Annotated in this window: 15 protein-coding genes; 3 read left to right on the top strand and 12 right to left on the bottom strand. The window is 38.5% G+C overall.

Going from position 1 to position 17228, the window contains the following annotated elements:
• Positions 1 to 173: 173 nt before the first annotated feature.
• Together cysI and FXW34_RS04740 are read right to left on the bottom strand one after the other, a co-directional pair.
• Complete coding sequence (gene cysI / locus FXW34_RS04745; protein ID WP_147532822.1) at positions 174 to 1892, bottom strand: assimilatory sulfite reductase (NADPH) hemoprotein subunit; 1719 nt, start codon at positions 1890 to 1892, stop codon at positions 174 to 176.
• Positions 1893 to 1919: 27 nt separating this feature from the next.
• Positions 1920 to 3767 (bottom strand): assimilatory sulfite reductase (NADPH) flavoprotein subunit, encoded by a 1848-nt coding sequence (locus FXW34_RS04740; protein ID WP_147532821.1) that lies wholly within the window; start codon positions 3765 to 3767, stop codon positions 1920 to 1922.
• Between the two features lie 299 nt (positions 3768 to 4066).
• On the opposite strand from FXW34_RS04740, the gene FXW34_RS04735 reads away from it, so the two are divergent.
• Entirely contained in the window at positions 4067 to 4954 is an 888-nt protein-coding gene (locus FXW34_RS04735; RefSeq protein ID WP_147532820.1) for a LysR family transcriptional regulator, read from the top strand.
• 56 nt (positions 4955 to 5010) lie between these two features.
• Here FXW34_RS04735 and FXW34_RS04730 read toward each other — a convergent pair whose 3' ends face one another.
• The 9 genes from FXW34_RS04730 to FXW34_RS04690 all read right to left on the bottom strand — a co-directional run bounded on the left by FXW34_RS04730 (position 5011) and on the right by FXW34_RS04690 (position 13017).
• A complete protein-coding gene (locus tag FXW34_RS04730; RefSeq protein WP_147532819.1) occupies positions 5011 to 5529 on the bottom strand; it encodes a DinB family protein in 519 nt (172 codons plus the stop codon).
• Positions 5530 to 5603: 74 nt separating this feature from the next.
• Positions 5604 to 6383, bottom strand: coding sequence for a DODA-type extradiol aromatic ring-opening family dioxygenase (locus tag FXW34_RS04725; protein ID WP_147532818.1), 780 nt, complete (start codon positions 6381 to 6383; stop codon positions 5604 to 5606).
• Between the two features lie 182 nt (positions 6384 to 6565).
• On the bottom strand, positions 6566 to 7471 hold the full coding sequence (gene sdaAA, locus FXW34_RS04720) for an L-serine ammonia-lyase, iron-sulfur-dependent, subunit alpha (protein ID WP_147532817.1): 906 nt from the start codon (positions 7469 to 7471) through the stop codon (positions 6566 to 6568).
• 76 nt (positions 7472 to 7547) lie between these two features.
• Positions 7548 to 8207: an L-serine ammonia-lyase, iron-sulfur-dependent subunit beta gene (gene sdaAB / locus FXW34_RS04715; protein ID WP_147533037.1), complete on the bottom strand. Its 660-nt coding sequence runs from the start codon at positions 8205 to 8207 to the stop codon at positions 7548 to 7550.
• A gap of 169 nt (positions 8208 to 8376) precedes the next feature.
• Positions 8377 to 9423: a PTS sugar transporter subunit IIC gene (locus FXW34_RS04710; RefSeq protein WP_147532816.1), complete on the bottom strand. Its 1047-nt coding sequence runs from the start codon at positions 9421 to 9423 to the stop codon at positions 8377 to 8379.
• Positions 9424 to 9462: 39 nt separating this feature from the next.
• Complete coding sequence (locus FXW34_RS04705) at positions 9463 to 10140, bottom strand: helix-turn-helix transcriptional regulator (protein ID WP_147532815.1); 678 nt, start codon at positions 10138 to 10140, stop codon at positions 9463 to 9465.
• Positions 10141 to 10434: 294 nt separating this feature from the next.
• A complete protein-coding gene (locus FXW34_RS04700) occupies positions 10435 to 11457 on the bottom strand; it encodes an aliphatic sulfonate ABC transporter substrate-binding protein (protein WP_147532814.1) in 1023 nt (340 codons plus the stop codon).
• A 29-nt stretch (positions 11458 to 11486) separates the two neighbouring features.
• Positions 11487 to 12242 carry an ABC transporter permease gene (locus tag FXW34_RS04695; protein ID WP_147532813.1) on the bottom strand — a complete coding sequence of 252 codons (756 nt, stop codon included), beginning with the start codon at positions 12240 to 12242 and terminating at the stop codon, positions 11487 to 11489.
• A complete protein-coding gene (locus tag FXW34_RS04690; protein WP_147532812.1) occupies positions 12175 to 13017 on the bottom strand; it encodes an ABC transporter ATP-binding protein in 843 nt (280 codons plus the stop codon). The genes FXW34_RS04695 and FXW34_RS04690 overlap by 68 nt, the downstream gene beginning before the upstream one ends.
• Before the next feature lie 275 nt (positions 13018 to 13292).
• On the opposite strand from FXW34_RS04690, the gene FXW34_RS04685 reads away from it, so the two are divergent.
• Positions 13293 to 14339: a cytochrome-c peroxidase gene (locus FXW34_RS04685; RefSeq protein ID WP_147532811.1), complete on the top strand. Its 1047-nt coding sequence runs from the start codon at positions 13293 to 13295 to the stop codon at positions 14337 to 14339.
• 118 nt (positions 14340 to 14457) lie between these two features.
• Here FXW34_RS04685 and FXW34_RS04680 read toward each other — a convergent pair whose 3' ends face one another.
• Entirely contained in the window at positions 14458 to 16458 is a 2001-nt protein-coding gene (locus tag FXW34_RS04680) for a DUF2325 domain-containing protein (protein WP_147532810.1), read from the bottom strand.
• A gap of 186 nt (positions 16459 to 16644) precedes the next feature.
• Here FXW34_RS04680 and FXW34_RS04675 point away from each other — a divergent pair, with 186 nt between their 5' ends.
• Positions 16645 to 17202, top strand: a complete 558-nt coding sequence (locus FXW34_RS04675) for a tyrosine-type recombinase/integrase (protein WP_147532809.1) — start codon at positions 16645 to 16647, stop codon at positions 17200 to 17202.
• The last annotated feature ends 26 nt before the right edge of the window (positions 17203 to 17228 follow it).

Raw genomic sequence — 17228 nt, 5'->3', positions numbered from 1 at the left:
AATGAAGTCTCCTATGACACACTTCTCCTATTTTTCCTTGGGCATTGTTTCATTGAAGTCCTCTATGACACATTTCTCCTATTTTCACTTGAAGTTTTGTTTCATATGACATCGGCTAAAACAAAAATGCCCCAGCCATATTAAAGGCTGAGACACTTCTTCTTCAAACATTATTAATCATGAAAATTCGTACCATCTGTTGTTGCTTTGACGATTTCAGCACGGATGACAAAATCACCAAAATGCTCGCCTTCTTGGCGTTCCTTCGCATAGCGAGGTAAAATTTGGCGTAATTCGCTTAGAATCTCAGCTTCACCGATGTTCTCACGGTACATTTTGCTGAGGCGGCTTCCATCATGGGCTGCACCAAGATACATATTGTATTTTCCTGGTCCTTTACCGATGAAGCCAATTTCACCTAGTGCGTGACGGGCGCAGCCATTTGGGCAACCTGTCATACGAATCGTAATTTCTTTATCGTTCAAACCGTTTTCATCAACGATTTCTTCAATTTTATCAATTAATGTTGGTAAATAACGTTCTGCTTCAGCCATTGCCAATCCGCAAGTCGGTAATGATACGCAAGCGATTGAGCTGCGGCGCAGTGCAGAATAATGCTTACCATCTGTTAAGCCAAACTTTTCGATTAACTCGTTAATTTTCTTCTTTTTCTGGCTTGATACATTAGCAATAATCACATTTTGATTAGAGGTCAAATGGAAGTCACCTGTATGTACCTTCGCAATTTCACGTAAACCAGTTTTTAACTTGTAATCTTCAAAATCTGCGACACGACCGCCTTGAATAAATAATGTAAAATGCCATTTTCCTTGAATACCCTTCACCCAACCATAACGATCACCGTTAGAATCAAATTGGAACGACCTTGCTTCTTCAAGACTCCAGCCAAGGCGGTGTTCTAATTCTGCTTTCACATTCTCAAGACCTAAACGATCGACCGTATATTTAAAGCGGGCATTTTTACGAACAGAACGATTACCATAGTCACGTTGAATCGTGATTGTTTTTTCCGCTACGTCATAAAGTTGATTAGGCTTAACAAACCCGATTACTTTTCCTAACTGCGGGTATGTTGCGGTATCACCGTGGGTCATTCCCATACCGCCGCCGATACTTACGTTAAAACCAACTAGCTTTCCGTCTTCAACGATTGCAATGAATCCTAAATCTTGTGAAAAGACATCGATATCATTAGAAGGTGGAACCGCGATTCCAATTTTAAATTTACGTGGTAAGTAAAGCGGTCCATACATTGGCTCTACTTCTTCAATCTCAGGTGTACCTGCAACTTTTTCTTCATCAAGCCAAATCTCATGATAAGCTCTTGTACGAGGTAGTAAATCATTTGACAACTTTTTAGACCATTCGTACACCTCAGCATGAATTTCAGATTGATACGGATTTGAGGCACACATCACATTACGGTTTACGTCACCGCAAGCAGCAATCGTATCCATTAGGGCACCGTTAATCTCTTGAATCGTGCTTTTCATGTTCCATTTTAAGATTCCGTGCATTTGAAATGTTTCACGTGTTGTTAGCTTCAAGGTTCCATTCCCGTATTTTTCAGCAAGCTCATCCATTACCAACCATTGATTAGGAGTTGCAACGCCTCCTGGTAAACGGACACGAAGCATGAATTGATAAGCAGGTTCGAGCTTTTGCTTCGCACGTTCGTTGCGCACATCACGGTCATCTTGTAAATAACTACCATGATGCTTCATTAAGCGGTTATCATCCTCAGGAATCCCAGCGCTTAAACGGTCAAGCATCACTTCCTTAAGGGTTCCACGCAAATAATTACTTCTATCTTTTATACCCTCAACATCACTAGGGGGGCCATCTGGCGCTTTTAATACTTTATTAACCATCTCGTTATTACTCCTTCCAGACAAAAATCAATATACGTCACGTTGATATCGTTTTTGTTTTTTCATGTCAGCTAGGTACTCTTCAGCTTTTTCACGGCTCAAACCGCCTTCAGCTTCAATAATGTCGATCAGTGTGTTTTGTACGTCTCGTGCCATATGATCTTTGTCGCCACATACATACACATGAGCTCCCTCTTCGAGCCAAGCAAATACTTCGCTGCTATTTTCTATCAAGCGATGTTGAACATATACTTTCTCAGCTGTATCTCGAGAAAATGCTACGTCCATTTTTGTTAACACACCGTCCTTAACCCATTTTTGCCATTCTGTTTGGTAAAGGAAGTCGGTAACGAAATGACGATCTCCAAAAATCATCCATGATTTTCCTTCTGCTCCTGTTTCTTCACGCTCCTGCATGAAGGATCGGAATGGGGCAACTCCTGTTCCTGGACCAACCATAATGATAGGTGCAGTTGGATTTGCTGGAAGCTTAAAGTTTGGATTTTGCTGAATAAAGATTGGTAATTTATCTCCTGGCTCTAGACGATCAGCGATTAAGGTCGAACATACACCTTTGCGCTCACGACCATGAGCTTCATAGCGAACTGCTCCAATTGTCAAATGTACTTCATCCGGATTTGCTGCAATACTGCTAGAAATCGAATATAGACGAGGAGGCAATTTTCTTAAAATTGAAACGAAATCCTGTGCCGAAATATTCCAAGGTCCGAAATCACGAACTAAATCAAGCAAATCACGACCGCTTGTATAGGCATTAATGGTCTCTTTATCACTTGCTAATAAGCGTTTTAAATCCTCATTAGCGGTTAATTCAGAAGCTTTTAATAGAAGAGATTTATTTAACAATGTAATTTCCACATGCTTCGTAAATGCTTCTTTTAGTGTAGAAACATCACCATTCTTATTAATAGACACTGTTTCTTCTGGGTTCCATTTTAATTCTTCAAGTAGGGCTTGAACCAACTCTGGATTATTTTCAGGGTAAACACCTAGGCTATCTCCAGGTTGATATGTTAGACCGGAACCTTCCAATGAAAGCTCTAAATGACGAGTTTCCTTATCAGATCCGCGCCCATTCAAGTTCAAGTTTTCTAAGACTTCCGCATAAAAAGGGTTGGTACGTGAATACGCACTTTCAGTTGTTCCAGACGCTGCTCCAACTGGAGCTGTAGCCGTTGTTTGAGCTTGAGGAGCAACTTCTCCCTTTACTTCACTTAGACTGCCAATAACACCTTGTAGCCACTCGGCTGCTGGTCCTTCAAAATCAAGATCGCAATCAAACCGTGGGTATAGGCGTGTACCGCCAAGCTCAGCAAGTCGAACATCGAACTCTTTTCCAGTTTGACAGAAGAATTCATACGAACTATCACCAAGTGCTAAAACCGAGAACTGAAGGTCATCTAATTTTGGAGCACGCTTCCCATGAAGGAATTCGTGAAAGGAAAGAGCGTTATCTGGTGGTTCACCTTCTCCGTTCGTACTTACTACAACTAATAGGTTTTTAACCTTCTTTAAATTGTTTGGTTTAATATCAGCCATAGATGAAACAGTGACTTTAAAACCTTGGCTTTCTAGAGTCTTACCAGCTTTTTCAGCCACCCGCTGTGCATTACCAGTTTGAGAACCGAATAGAACGGTCACTTCTTTTGAAACTGGTGCGGCTACTGTTTCTGATTTTACTTGAGCTGCTCCCACCATTACATTTTCCGATGTTGCAGAAACAGTGGTATTAACGGATGCAGCTAAATAGCCACTTAACCAAACCTTTTGAGAATCAGTTAGTGTTGGCAGAATACGATTTAGGAGCTCTGCCTGCTCCTGATTAAACGGACTGTTCAATACTTGCAATTGCAAAAAAATCCACCTCACATTGGTATATAACGTTATCGTGTGTCATTTTCAAGTTTTCATTACGCGGTCATCGATGAATCGTTAAATAATTTGATAATTTAATATTATCTATATTATTCCGATATTTCAAGTAGGTTTTATTAAAAATTGTAAAAAACACACAACTTTCGATAAAATTTTCGGTATTTTAATGATTTTTCTAAGAATTTCATGATTTAAACTTTACCGTAATTACTCACATTAGTAAAATAAATATAATTAATCGAAACCATTAAAAATACTAATCGTTAGGTGGGATAATCTTGTTTTATGATGCATTAAAGACATTTGTAACGCTCGTGGAGATTAAAAATTTCACGAAAACAGCAGAAATACTGCTGATGTCTCAGCCAAGCGTTAGCCTTCATATCAAAAATTTAGAGAAGGAATTTCAAACTCAATTAGTTCAACGTTCCCCAAAGGCACTAAAAATCACGCCAACCGGGGAACTATTATACGATCGCGCCAAGCAAATGATTACTATTTACGAACAAACAAAGCAGGATATTTTGGAGCATCATCATGCAATCAAAGGTGAGTTAAAAATTGGAGCAAGCTTCACAATTGGTGAGTACATTTTACCATCGTTATTAATTGATATCCAAACCACATACCCTGAGCTTGAACTTCGAGTCATCATCGGCAACACAGAAGAAATTGTGCAGTTTGTTAAAACGTATCAGGTGGATATCGGATTGATTGAGGGGCAAACGAACGAATCCAGCTTGAATGTTCAACCATTTATGAAAGATGAATTATTCCTGGTCACGTCAAACCAACATTACTTAGCAAGTAAATCTGAGGTGACCATTGAGGATTTGCAAAATCAAGTTTGGTTAACAAGAGAATCAGGCTCTGGCACACGTGATTATCTTTCCCATGTGATTCGATCAAATGGATTAAAGGTAAAGTCGTTGCTTACGATTAGCAGTACCCAAGGAATAAAAGAAACATTAATTAACGGTCTCGGTATCTCTTTATTATCAGGTAGCGTTATTCAAAGGGATCTCCAGCAAGGCTATTTAAAAAGTTTGAAGCTTAATAACCAAAGCTTTAACCGGACTCTATCCTATGTATACTCACCCATCCTTGAAGAAAAAAAGAACGTAAAAATTTTTATCCAAGCGCTTAAGAAAAAATGGTCTTGTTAGGCATATTCACTTGCCTATACAAGACCATTACATAGTTGATAAAAAATATTACTTGTTCACCCTGAAATATATCTTTCATTAATAATGCTGCGATGATGAATTTCGTGACCGGCAATAATGTATGCTAGGGCCCGAACAGTTACCTGAGTTCCGTTGGCTGACCCGCTATTGTGCCAAGCACTTTCTGGTAATGTTTTTAAAAGCTGTATCGTCGATTCCCGAACCGTTTTAAAATTCTCACCAAGTTCATTTAAAGTTATTTGATCAAAATTGGCATGTTCCACATAACTTTGCTCATCAAAACCAGGAAGAGATGCTGTTTCTCCACGAGCAATAGACATTAAACGATAGGCCATGATTCTCTCCGTATCCGTCATATGACCGATTACTTCCTTCACACTCCACTTTCCAACCTGGTAGCGATACATGGCTTGATCTTCATTTAGCCCTTGAATCAGTTTAAGTGTTTCCTTTAATTGTGATGATAGAATTTCGATAATTTCACCTTCAGGGACACGTTTAACGTAAGTGGCAAAATACGGACCATATTCAGTTGAATCGATCTTATTATTCATACTATTCTCTCCTCCCACAGTTAAATCACCTTTAACCTATAAGAATAGTATAAACTTAAAATCTTATGATTTCATCACCCAAATTGCCAAACACTATGACTAAGATTTCCATAGCGATAGCTCCGATGTAACAATTTTGCATTTCGATTAGAATCTGCTGCTCCCATCGCATAGAAAAGCGGGATAAAATGCTCCACCCCGTGCGGAGGGACAGCATGCTGTGCATGGGGTGCTAGCGATTGGTATTGAAATAAAGAAGGTAAATCCCACACTTTTACATGCTGTTCAAGCCAATCTTCAAACTCCTCAGCCCACTCGTCAATATGATTTTCCTCTCCAAATCGTACGGCGCGTAAATTATGAACGGTACCCCCACTAGCAATAACTAAAACATCCTTTGCTCTTATGTCAGCCAACGATTTTCCGATTTTGTACTGCTCACTAGGAGATAAATTAGGGGCAACCGACATGGATATGACCGGTATATCCCCATCAGGATAAAGCATACTGAGCACGACCCATGCTCCATGATCGAGGCCCCTTTTCGAATCTATGTCACAAGGAATTCCGTGTCGAGACAATAGCGCCTCAATTTCATTCGCCAGCGTTGCGTCACCGGTGGCAGGATATTTGATTTTGTACATCTCTTCTGGAAAGCCATAAAAATCATGAATCGTTTCATACTCGTCTACATTACTAACCATTTGAGTTCCTGATGTCCAATGGGCCGTAAACAGCACGATTGCCTTTGGACGTGGCAATATTTTTCCAAGCTTTTGTAAAAACTGTGTATAATCATTCTTCTCGATTGCTAGCAACGGTGCTCCGTGGGCTATAAAAAATGAAGGTATCAAAATAAATCTCCCCTTTTGTTTTTTATTATGAGAAGTTTTTTAAGAAGTGAGTCGCTTCGACTTTTAAAGATGTTTTAATCCTGCAAGATAATATACCAAATAGCATCCCCTACTTACTCACTATTTTTCATAATAAAAAAGAGTGGATATTCAATAAGAATATCCACTCCATGAAAATCTTCTCAATTCGTCACAAGGTAATCAACCAATCTTGGTTTTGGTGTACCAAAAATTTCTGCTTCAAGCTTACGTCCAGTTGGAGTTGCAGCAAGTCCCCCTTCAGCGGTTTCCCTTAAAGCCGCTGGCATTGACTGACCAATTTCATACATCGCGCTGATGACTTCATCACACGGGATTCTGCTGGTGATTCCAGCTAAAGCCATATCGGCTGCTGTCAATGCATTGGAAGCCCCCATGGCATTTCGCTTCACGCAGGGCACTTCTACAAGGCCAGCAACAGGATCACATACTAATCCAAGCATATTCTTTAAAGTAATTGCCATTGCTTCTGCTGATTGTTGCGGTGTGCCACCTGCCATTTCAACAATTGCAGCCGCGGCCATTCCGGCAGCCGAGCCTACTTCTGCTTGACACCCCCCGGCTGCCCCTGAAATAGAAGCATTATTAGCGACAACAAAACCGAATGCTGCTGCTGTAAATAAAAATTCAATCATCTCATATCGTGTTGGATTCAACTGATTCTTTACCGCAAATAATGTACCTGGAACGACCCCAGCCGACCCAGCTGTCGGAGTAGCGCAGACTGTCCCCATTGCAGCGTTCACTTCATTTGTGGCGACTGCTTTACTGACCGCATCCAATAAAAGCGTTCCAGATAATGATTTTCCACTATTAATGTAGTTTTGCAGTAAAACGGCATCACCGCCAGTTAAGCCTGTCCTTGATTGAACTCCCTTTAAGCCTCGCTCGACTGCTTCCTCCATAACGGTTAAATTAAAATCCATCTTTGAAATAATTTCGTCCCGTGAAAGTCCTGATATTTCAATTTCCTGCCTAATCATAATTTCAGCGATTTTCACTCTATCTAATTGGGCTAACTTAACAAGTTCTGCTACATTTCGAAACATGATGTGTCCTCCTGATGCCTTGATTATGTGTAACTAGTTTGATAACTAGTATCGATGTTTGTTGTTTCCCTCGTTGTTATTCGACCATGCGGATGACTCGCTTTACGTCTTCAAGCATTTTCAGCTCATTCATTACGTCATCCTCAATTTTTTGGTCAACCTCAATCACCATGATCGCCATTTCACCTTTTTCTTTACGAGAAACTTCCATATGACCGATGTTTATTTTATATTGAGATAGAACTGTTGTAACAGAGCTTACAATGCCATATCGATCACGATGAATGACGAGGATGGCTGGGTCACCAGATAATTTAAGCTTAAATGAATTAATTTCCGTAATTTCAATCGTTCCGCCACCAATCGAAATCCCAATGATTTCAATTTCCGAATCATCATCAGATAGGTTGATTTTCACAGTATTCGGATGTTCAGGAACGGCCTTTTCCTCCCGAAAAACCACTTCCATTCCAACCATTTCTGCAATTTCTAACGAGTTTGGAATTCTTTCATCAAATGTATCAAAATCTAATAGACCAGCAACTAGAGCTAAGTCTGTCCCATGGCCTTTATATGTTTTGGCAAAGGAACCATATAATGAAATGACCGCCTTATTCGGCTGTTTTTCAAATAATGTACGTGCAATTCGACCAATTCGAGCTGCACCAGCTGTATGTGAACTAGATGGTCCAATCATCACCGGACCAATGATGTCAAAAGCAGACCGATATTTCATCATCGCAAACACTCCTTATATATGAAAGGGTAATAAACCCATACTTTTCAAAATTGACAGGCAGTTCCCCTCCCCTTACGATTTTCGAATCGAATCACAATCGAAATGGTAAGGATTGGACAACTGCCCAGTTTTGTTATTTTTTAATATATTATGAGAAATCGCTAAATTAACTTGCTAATAATTCTTCTTTTTCGCTTTCAATCTGATTTAATTGATCAACCGTTTTAATCTTATAGTTTTTAAAGATAATAGAACCTAAGAATCCACTTGCTAAACCAATTGCTGCACATGCTAAAGCCACAAGTGTTACCTTCATTGGGTCGTTAAACCCGTACATTACAGCTAATCCAGCAATCGGAGTAGCCGTACCTGTTGCGTTATTTATCAAACCTGATAAAGCAATCACGACACCAGCACCTGCTCCACCAATAAAGTTCGTTACATAAACAGGAATCGGATTGGCTGAAATGATGTGCGCTTGAGTTAATGGTTCAATCGCTACAGAGATTGTCGTCCTTCTATCACCAAACTTCATACGATCAAATAAAACATAGTTCATGAAGGAAGATCCGAATACAGCCAAAGCACCAACCGCCATTGGCATACCTGTTAAACCAAGCATGGCTGTTAACGCCATTGAGCTAAGCGGTGCAGTGGCTACGACAGTAATAACTCCACCTAAAATGATTCCCATTAAGATTGGATTACTATTAGCTGTTTCGGTAATAATTCCTCCGATATTAAGCAATGTTGCATTTACTACTGGTACCATTAATTCCCCGATAAAACGTACTAATGGGGCACAGAAAATAATAATAACGATTAGGTCAAGTCCACCTGGGACTTTCTTTTCGATGAGTTTCACTAGAAATGCCACTAAATAACCTGCGATAAATCCTGGTAGAAGTCCAAGTCCAGCACAGCTCACTCCAAGTAATAATGCATATACTGGAGAAACTCCAACTGCGAGTGCAACTAAAGCTGCTGCTGCAACACCGCCCATACTACCCGCGGCAGTCCCTACTTCTCCAAGAAATTTGATTCCTAATAAATCTCCACCTACAAACAATTGAAACGCTTCAACGAGGAAAGCTGCACAAGCGGCACCCGCAAGAGCAGCCATTGCCTTCATTCCTTTTGGTGCTTTATAGCTAAATAATGAAAATAATCCTAAAACCAATAATAGTAGTGCGGTACCTTTAATAATCTCCATGATGTCTCTCCCTGTATGTTAGTACAATTCTTTGTTTAACTATGTTTTTACTTGGTTTTCTAAGTGATATTCGTTCTGAGCCCTAATCTTATTGAGATAGTTATAGATTGTAAACTTGGAAACTCCTAGAACTGATGCTAGATATTCTGTTGAACCTTTTATTAAAAAAGCTCCTTTTTCCTCTAGCATTCCTACACATTCGATCTTTTCGTCTAGACTCAAGGTTGCTGGCGCCTTTTTAAACTTTAATAATACTTGGTCGACCATATCTTGAATGACATCTTGAACTGTTGAATAGAAGTTCTCAGATTTCATATGATGATTACTATCAAACGAAAGGAATTGCTCCATATCTGCTGAAAATAACATCATTTGTGTAACGTCGTAATTAATGCAAAGCGCACCAATAACGCTCTGTTTTCTATCCCGAAGAAAAACAGTAGATGATTTCATCATATTCCCTTTTTGGGATTGAGTTTTATAATTAGGAATATCCTCAATGTCCGCTGGGTTTTTCTTCAGTTCAGATAGTATTAAGTCTGTAGATGGTGAACCAATTTTTCTTCCTGTAACGTTTCCCGCTATGTGAATTAATGATTTTTTTAAGTTTTTAAAATCATGAACCACCACTTCACAGTTACTGCCAAACATTGTTACCAGCATATCTGCTGTCCGAATAGCATGATCAAAAATTTGAGTATTATCGTCGACTTCCATATTCATCATCACTCCATTGAAAACGATTACATATAGATTAAAAAAATTTTTGAAGCCTTCGAGATTGATATACCAGATGTTATTTCGAAATATCATTCTCACTTGTTGTAGAATAACACAGACATAATAATATTCCAATAAAATTTTAACGCTTACAAAAAAATTTTAACAACATTTCCTTTTTAGTTCTTAATTTCGTAATAAATACAAAGCCAACACTCAACAAGAGATTTCTCCTGGCAAAAAGGAAAAAGGCTAAAGAATCACTCTTTAGCCTTCTGTTTTAACGATTTATTATTTTGAAACATCTTTTAAAATACTTAGGTCAATCATACCATCAATTTTATTGCTTGGAATATATCCAGCTTCCTTACTAATGTCAGCCATTTCTTGAATAACCTTTTCGTTCACCTCAGTCGTCACTTCAAGACGAGAGAATGCTGCTTTAACTTCATCTTTATTTAATTCTTTACCCGTTAACTCTTTTAGATGCGCGATAACAACCTCTTGTGCTTCTTCAGGATTTTCTTTGATAAATTCAACTGCTTTTTTATGAGCTTCTAAATAGGATTTCGTTAAATCCGTTTTTTTCAAGAAATCATTGCGTGCTGCGACAACTGTGTTTGTTGATTCTTTACCCCAAGCAAACTCGTCCCAATCTAGAATTAATTTACCGTTAGCTTGGTTTTCTAAAACATAGCCCCAAGGCTCTTGAGTTGCTGCTCCATCAACTGATTTTTGTACGAATAATGTAGCGGTATCCGCTGGTGCTGCTGCAAATAAATCAACAGTTCCTCCGCTAGTTTTCGCTTTTAAACCTGCATCCTTAAGCGCTTTTCTCAGCATAACATCTTGTGTGCTTCCGACAACAGGAATCGCTACTTTTTTACCATCAAAGTCTTTTAATTCTTTAATGCCTGCTCCGTCTCTAGCTACTAACACTGCCCCGCCATTAACTGCTCCTGAAATAATATGATATTCTTTATTTTTCACATAGAAATTTAATAACGGACCAGGACCGACTGTGCCGACATCAATTGCTTTTGTAGCCATTGCTTCCATAAATAAACCACCGTTTGTTACCGTTTTTGTTTCAATTGTTACATTTTCACCAAAGGATTCTTTAAAATAGCCTTTTTCGAGTGCTACGATTGTGGCAATATGCGTTAAGTTTGGAAAGTAGCCAATTTTTACGGTTTTCTTTTCACCGTCACTGCTTGCATTGTTTTCTTTCGTTTCATCGGCTGCACCGCAACCTGCTAATACTCCAATTAATAGTGCTGAAATCAAAACGTAAACCCAAGATTTTTTCAACATAGTCTCTTCTCCTTTTTTAAATAAAAATATTAACGTTTTACGCCCCATTTTGTTTGAACGTTGCGTTCTAAACGGGTAAAGACAACATTATCAACCAATGTACCAATGATAGCGATGATAAACATAACCGACAGGACTAGATCCATCTGTCCTAATGAACGGCCCATTTCTAATAATTGACCAAGACCTCCACCGCCGCCAAGTAGTTCACCTGCCATCAATGCCCGCCATGAGAATGCCCATGCGACTCGTAGTCCGGAAATGAGCTGCGGCACTGATGCTGGTAATATGACAGTTCTGATAAAATGAAAACCTGTAGAACCATATACCTTCGCTACTCGCTGATAGAGTGGCGGAACATTTTTAAAACCACTTGTTGCGTTTGTAGTCATCGTCCATGTCGCACCAATTGTAACGATAAACAGGATTGAAAAATCATTTAGTCCAAACCAGATAATCGCAAGCGGGAACCAGACAATACTTGGAATGGATTGGAGTGCTGTTACAAGAAACCCTAATGTATCTTCGACCAATTTATAGCGCCAAATAAAATAACCCATAATAAGTCCGAGGATAATAGCAATTGAAAAACCAATTAAAATCCGTCCGATACTTTTTCCTACCGCAGCGGTGATTTGTCCGCTAATGAGGCCGTTATATAATGTTTCAAACACTTGAGTTAAGCTTGGAAACATAAAATCTGGTAGGCTGGAAGTTCTAGATGTAACTTCCCATATTATCGCTATCACCGCGATGAATATGATCCGTCTTAAAGCTGTAGTCATCGCCCATCTCCTCCTTCAATACCTTCTCTATTTCTTCCTGTAAAATTGTTAGGATTCTTTGCTCTTTATTTAAGGTCACACTATCAGGCATTATGCCATCCTGCATCGTTCTAATATGAACCGTTTCTTTTATTTTTCCTGGGCGAGTCGCAAACACGACAACCTTTTCTGAAAGTAGCACTGCTTCACGAATGTTATGAGTTACGAAGAAAATCGTCACCTTTGTTTTCCGCCAAATTTCCAATAACTCTTTGTGAAGTACCATTCTAGTTTGTTCATCTAATGCAGAAAATGGTTCGTCCATTAATAAAATATCTGGCTCCATTACAAGTGCTCTTGCAATTGCAACCCGTTGTTTCATTCCCCCAGAAAGCTGATGCGGATAGGAATTCACATATTTACTTAAATGAACCATTTTAAGTACCTCAAGTGCTTTGGCCTTTGCTTCATCTTTTGGCAAGTTTTTAAGTTTAAGACCATATGTAACATTTTCAAGAACCGTTAACCACGGAAACAAACCAGCCTCTTGAAACACAACCACACGATCTGGTCCAGGCTTTGTTACATTTTTGTCCAAAATGCGAATTTCTCCTTTATCTGCCTGATCAAGTCCTGCGATTAAGTATAATAATGTGGATTTCCCACATCCTGATGGGCCTACTATCGAAACAAAGCTCCCTTTTTCAACTTCTAAATTTATACCATCAAGTACTTTTACTTTTTCCTTTTTATCATTAATAAAAGTCTTTTCAATTCCATCAATTGTTAAATACATGTTTACTCACCTCAATGTAATACCAAGTAAACTCATTGGTTTTATGAATTTAATAATGCTAAAAAACGCATGTTTTGTCAACTACTATTTTTTAGTATGTTCAATTTTTCTGTGAACTTTATTAAAATAAGGGTATCAAATACTTTTTCAGAATATATTTTGCATTGTTTATAAATTAGTCAAATTCTTGGTGTAATTTTCTAATTATTAAAATTATAATTATATTATGAAAATATTTGTTTTGACAATATTTTTTGAAAGCGAGGCTAGTTTTTATGAAACAGGCAAGTATGATTTTTGCACTAGTATTCGTGATCTTTACTCTTTCAGCTTGTTCTGACAAAGAAGAGTCAAAAGAAGAAATAGACCCAGTAAAACTCTACCAGACTCTTAAAAATGATAGCTCTCTGACTGCTTTAGGTAAGATTCCAATCCCTGAAGATAACCCAATGTCTCCTGAAATTGTAAAGTTGGGTAACCAGCTTTTCTTTGACTCGCGTCTTTCCGGGGCCAATGATCGGAGCTGTGCAACGTGTCATGAGCCAGAAAAAGGCTATGGAGATGGTAAACCAAAGTTTGAGATGATTAATGGTGAAGATGGGGCTAGAAACAGTCCAACAATTATTAATTCCGGCTACTATAAAGTAAATTTTTGGGATGGTCGTGCAAAATCCTTGGAAGAGCAGGCACTTGGTCCGATTGAAAATCCGAATGAGATGAATCAGAACCTCAATGCTTTAGTAGATGAGTTAAAGGGTATTGAAGGTTATCAAATAGCTTTTTCGGCAGCATTTCCCGATGGGATTACAATTGATAATATTGCAAAAGCTCTAGCTGCCTTCGAAAGACAGATTGTGGTTGAAGATACTCGGTATGATCAGTTCATGGAAGGAAATACAGAAGCTTTAACACAGAAAGAATTGCGCGGCTTAGATTTATTTGCTGGAAAAGCAATGTGCTCAACCTGTCATAATGGTCCTAACCTTACCGATAACAATTTTTATAATGTCGGACTTGAATCAAAAGATGAGGGACTTTATGCCTTAACGAAAAAAGCCGGTGATATGGGAAAATTCCGAACATCTGGACTTTACGGCATCACGCACACTGCCCCATATATGCATAATGGTAGTATCGCGACCTTAGAAGATGTGATCGATTATTATGATAAAGGTGGGGACGAGGATCGTAATAAAAGCTTTTATTTAAAAAATTTTATGTCACCAATTGGGTTGACTGATGGTGAAAAAGCCGATCTATTAGCTTTTCTTAAAGTGCTCGGTGGAGAGCCACCGATTTTTGAGGCTCCTGAGCTCCCATAGTGACTCTGCTTGATGATTTTCAGCAACTTGAGGCTTATCAAGGGTTTTGCGGTGAAGTTTTCGGTTTGAGCTTTTGACCGAATCACACCGTAAAACCCTATTTTATTGGATATTTCAATTATCCACCCAATTTCTTACCTGCAATCTCACGAAGAATCCTTTGAAAATTAGTAAACGAAGAATAGTAAATCTCCTTATCCTCGAGGATAGCAAACTCCTTCGCCTCCCACATCGCTCGGTGCGAAATAAAGCGAGTGAGTACAACAATAATGTCAGCAGACTTTAACATGTCATAAAACACAGGGTCTAACAAGCGAGCATCATGAGTAATGATCTCATATGGGATCTCCCCTGTTATTTTTTTTGCACGATATCCGCCTAAAATTAAGATAGTTTTTCCGCTAAACTCATTTTCAAGTGAAATGATGTTTTCTTCCTCAGAAACCTCAGTTAACTCTACTCCATCTTCTTCAATAATAGCTACATTATTTGGCTCATGAACTGACAGCCTTGCTAGTTCTTCCTTAAGCTCAGCTATCAACCCCTTCAACTGGTGAATTTTCCGCAAATCATACTGATTTCTATTTTCCTGTTCAACCATAAATGCCGCAATTTCCAATTCATCAATACGGGCGTAGGCACTGCCCAATTTTTCCGATAATTGCCCATTCTCCTGCTGCAGCTGACGAATTTGCGACTGCTGTTTCTCAAGTGTGCTATGGAGCCTGTTATCTTCTGCACTAGCACCATTAGTAAAGTACGCTGAATACTTCTCAATAAATGGTTTAAGTAGGTCAGGACAAGGTAAATATTGAAAAATAAACTCGGCCCGCTTATCACCAATAATCCTAATTTCCTTATCAAGCTCCCAGCCAAAAACCGTAATGCGCAAATAATGTTCAATCACTTTTTCATTGGCTGCCCGCCAAAATGATTGTTTATCAGCCTCCGTTTTCACTAGTTTAGCTACTCGACTCAACAAGCTTTCCTTAGAAGCGTCCGAAGGAACATCGTCTGAAAAGACTCTTAGTCCTTCCAAAAGCTCAATTCTAGTTAATTCTCGGCAAAATTGTTCCCATTTGGCTATAGCAAGATAAGAAAACGCATTCCAAAAAGGCTGGGCTCGTACATGGAAATAGTCGTAATGCTCAACCGCAGCTTCTAAAAGTGATTGTATGTACTGATGCTTATTCATCTGCCCAAGCTCAACTAATTTCTCGATATCCTTCTTGGCTAAAAGCTGATTAGAATGATGCTCCCACATCGTAATTTTTTCTTTTTTAACATAACGCTCACATTGGTCACATTGAAGGGTACTCCCAACGGTTAAAATCAACAGATCATCCTGATGATTCTCTATTCTTAATGGATTAATTTTTATGTTTGAACCCATTGGACTAGAAAGCTGCTTATTGCATTTTTTACAATAACCAATTGACTGAATGCCGACTTCAAGTGACATAGCAAGGGCTCCATCCTCAGATACCGGATTGATCAAAGGAATCGTGGTAACATAAACCGTTTGGTCTTCACCAATTTCAGCTTGGATTTCTTGAAACTTGTCAACATTCACGAGAATCTCAGTAGCATATTTGGCTGCTAATTGTTCTGCAAGCTCTTCTATTTGAACTAGATTTGAAAAATGAACATTAGTAGCGATTTTTCCAACCACGACCTCATCATTTATCGAAACACGGGTAAGAATGCATAAAAAATCCGAATTTATCTCACATTCCAATCGCAGCTTACCCTTTAACAAATCAATTAATTTTTGGGTTAATAATCGCACGAACTGCTGAAAGCTTTCTTCAAGACTCTGTTTAGCAATCTGTTCCACCGCAATAATATTATTCCCTAAAAGCATAACCATGACATGTTTGGCTAATGCGCTACCATACTGTTCAACATTGCCTTTCTTATCATTCCATTGTTCATGATGGAAGACTTCAATTTTTTCAATCGTAAAATTCCCATTACGGTTAAACGGAAAAATCAATTGCGCCCGTAATTGTTGCTGTTGATGGAAAAAATAAACCAATATTGTTGTATGGAACTGATGCTGTTCGTCAAAATAATGACAAATCGTATCTATATCTGGTTTAACCTTTGAAATCCGCACCTAAAAATGACTCCTTTGAATGTCAAATAATAATAATCAAATCATAACGCATCTTGATTACCATCAGCAAACACAAATGAATGAATTTTCTCGCATAATTGTGAAATACTTAACAAATAACTCACATGTTACATAATCATATGTTATAATATGATTGTGTAACATGAATTAAGGGGATATATTACAATGGAATACGTTGAAGCTCTAAGAGATATCAAGGAAATCCAAGCAATGAAGCGCTATTTAAAGAGGCATTCAGAAAGAGATTATGTTCTGTTTGTTTTCGGAATTAATACGGGGCTTAAGATTAATGAATTATTGAGTCTATCTGTGAGGGATTTAATGGATGATGGCTGTGTTAAAGATTTCATTCTAATCCCTTATAAAGAAAAGGCTCAAGAAATTTATTTAAATCAAAAAGTCAAAAAAGCAATCACTGATTTTGTACATTCCCAGCATTTGAATAATGACGACTTTTTATTCAAATCAGCAAAGACCGGTGAGCCTATTTCACGACAACAAGCCTATCGAATTATTCACCAGGCTGCTGTTGAAGCTGGGATTTCTGGAAAAATCGGGACTAATTCAATGCGTAAAACTTTTGGCTTTCATGCCTATAAACGAGGGATTGCGATTTCGCTCCTGCAAAAGCAATTTCATCATTCTACACCTTCCGAAACGCTTAAATACCTTGGTATTTCAAAGGATGAAAAAATCCGAACAGAAATTGACGTTAACTTATGATTTCATCCGCTTAATCCATGACCAAC

The sequence above is a fragment of the Bacillus marasmi genome, from assembly GCF_902168435.1.
Taxonomy (GTDB): domain Bacteria; phylum Bacillota; class Bacilli; order Bacillales; family Cytobacillaceae; genus Bacillus_BU; species Bacillus_BU marasmi.
The sequence above is the reverse complement of the archived record's forward strand: the minus strand, read 5'-3'. Positions and strand labels throughout refer to the sequence as shown.

Excerpts from the sequence above, each read along its gene's own strand:
- FXW34_RS04700 (WP_147532814.1), bottom strand. The coding sequence starts at position 11,457 with ATGTTGAAAAAATCTTGGGTTTACGTTTTGATTTCAGCACTATTAATT.
- FXW34_RS04730 (WP_147532819.1), bottom strand. The coding sequence starts at position 5,529 with ATGAATAATAAGATCGATTCAACTGAATATGGTCCGTATTTTGCCACT.
- FXW34_RS04705 (WP_147532815.1), bottom strand. The coding sequence starts at position 10,140 with ATGGAAGTCGACGATAATACTCAAATTTTTGATCATGCTATTCGGACA.
- FXW34_RS04685 (WP_147532811.1), top strand. The coding sequence starts at position 13,293 with ATGAAACAGGCAAGTATGATTTTTGCACTAGTATTCGTGATCTTTACT.
- FXW34_RS04710 (WP_147532816.1), bottom strand. The coding sequence starts at position 9,423 with ATGGAGATTATTAAAGGTACCGCACTACTATTATTGGTTTTAGGATTA.
- FXW34_RS04690 (WP_147532812.1), bottom strand. The coding sequence starts at position 13,017 with ATGTATTTAACAATTGATGGAATTGAAAAGACTTTTATTAATGATAAA.
- sdaAA (WP_147532817.1), bottom strand. The coding sequence starts at position 7,471 with ATGTTTCGAAATGTAGCAGAACTTGTTAAGTTAGCCCAATTAGATAGA.
- cysI (WP_147532822.1), bottom strand. The coding sequence starts at position 1,892 with ATGGTTAATAAAGTATTAAAAGCGCCAGATGGCCCCCCTAGTGATGTT.
- sdaAB (WP_147533037.1), bottom strand. The coding sequence starts at position 8,207 with ATGAAATATCGGTCTGCTTTTGACATCATTGGTCCGGTGATGATTGGA.
- FXW34_RS04675 (WP_147532809.1), top strand. The coding sequence starts at position 16,645 with ATGGAATACGTTGAAGCTCTAAGAGATATCAAGGAAATCCAAGCAATG.
- FXW34_RS04695 (WP_147532813.1), bottom strand. The coding sequence starts at position 12,242 with ATGACTACAGCTTTAAGACGGATCATATTCATCGCGGTGATAGCGATA.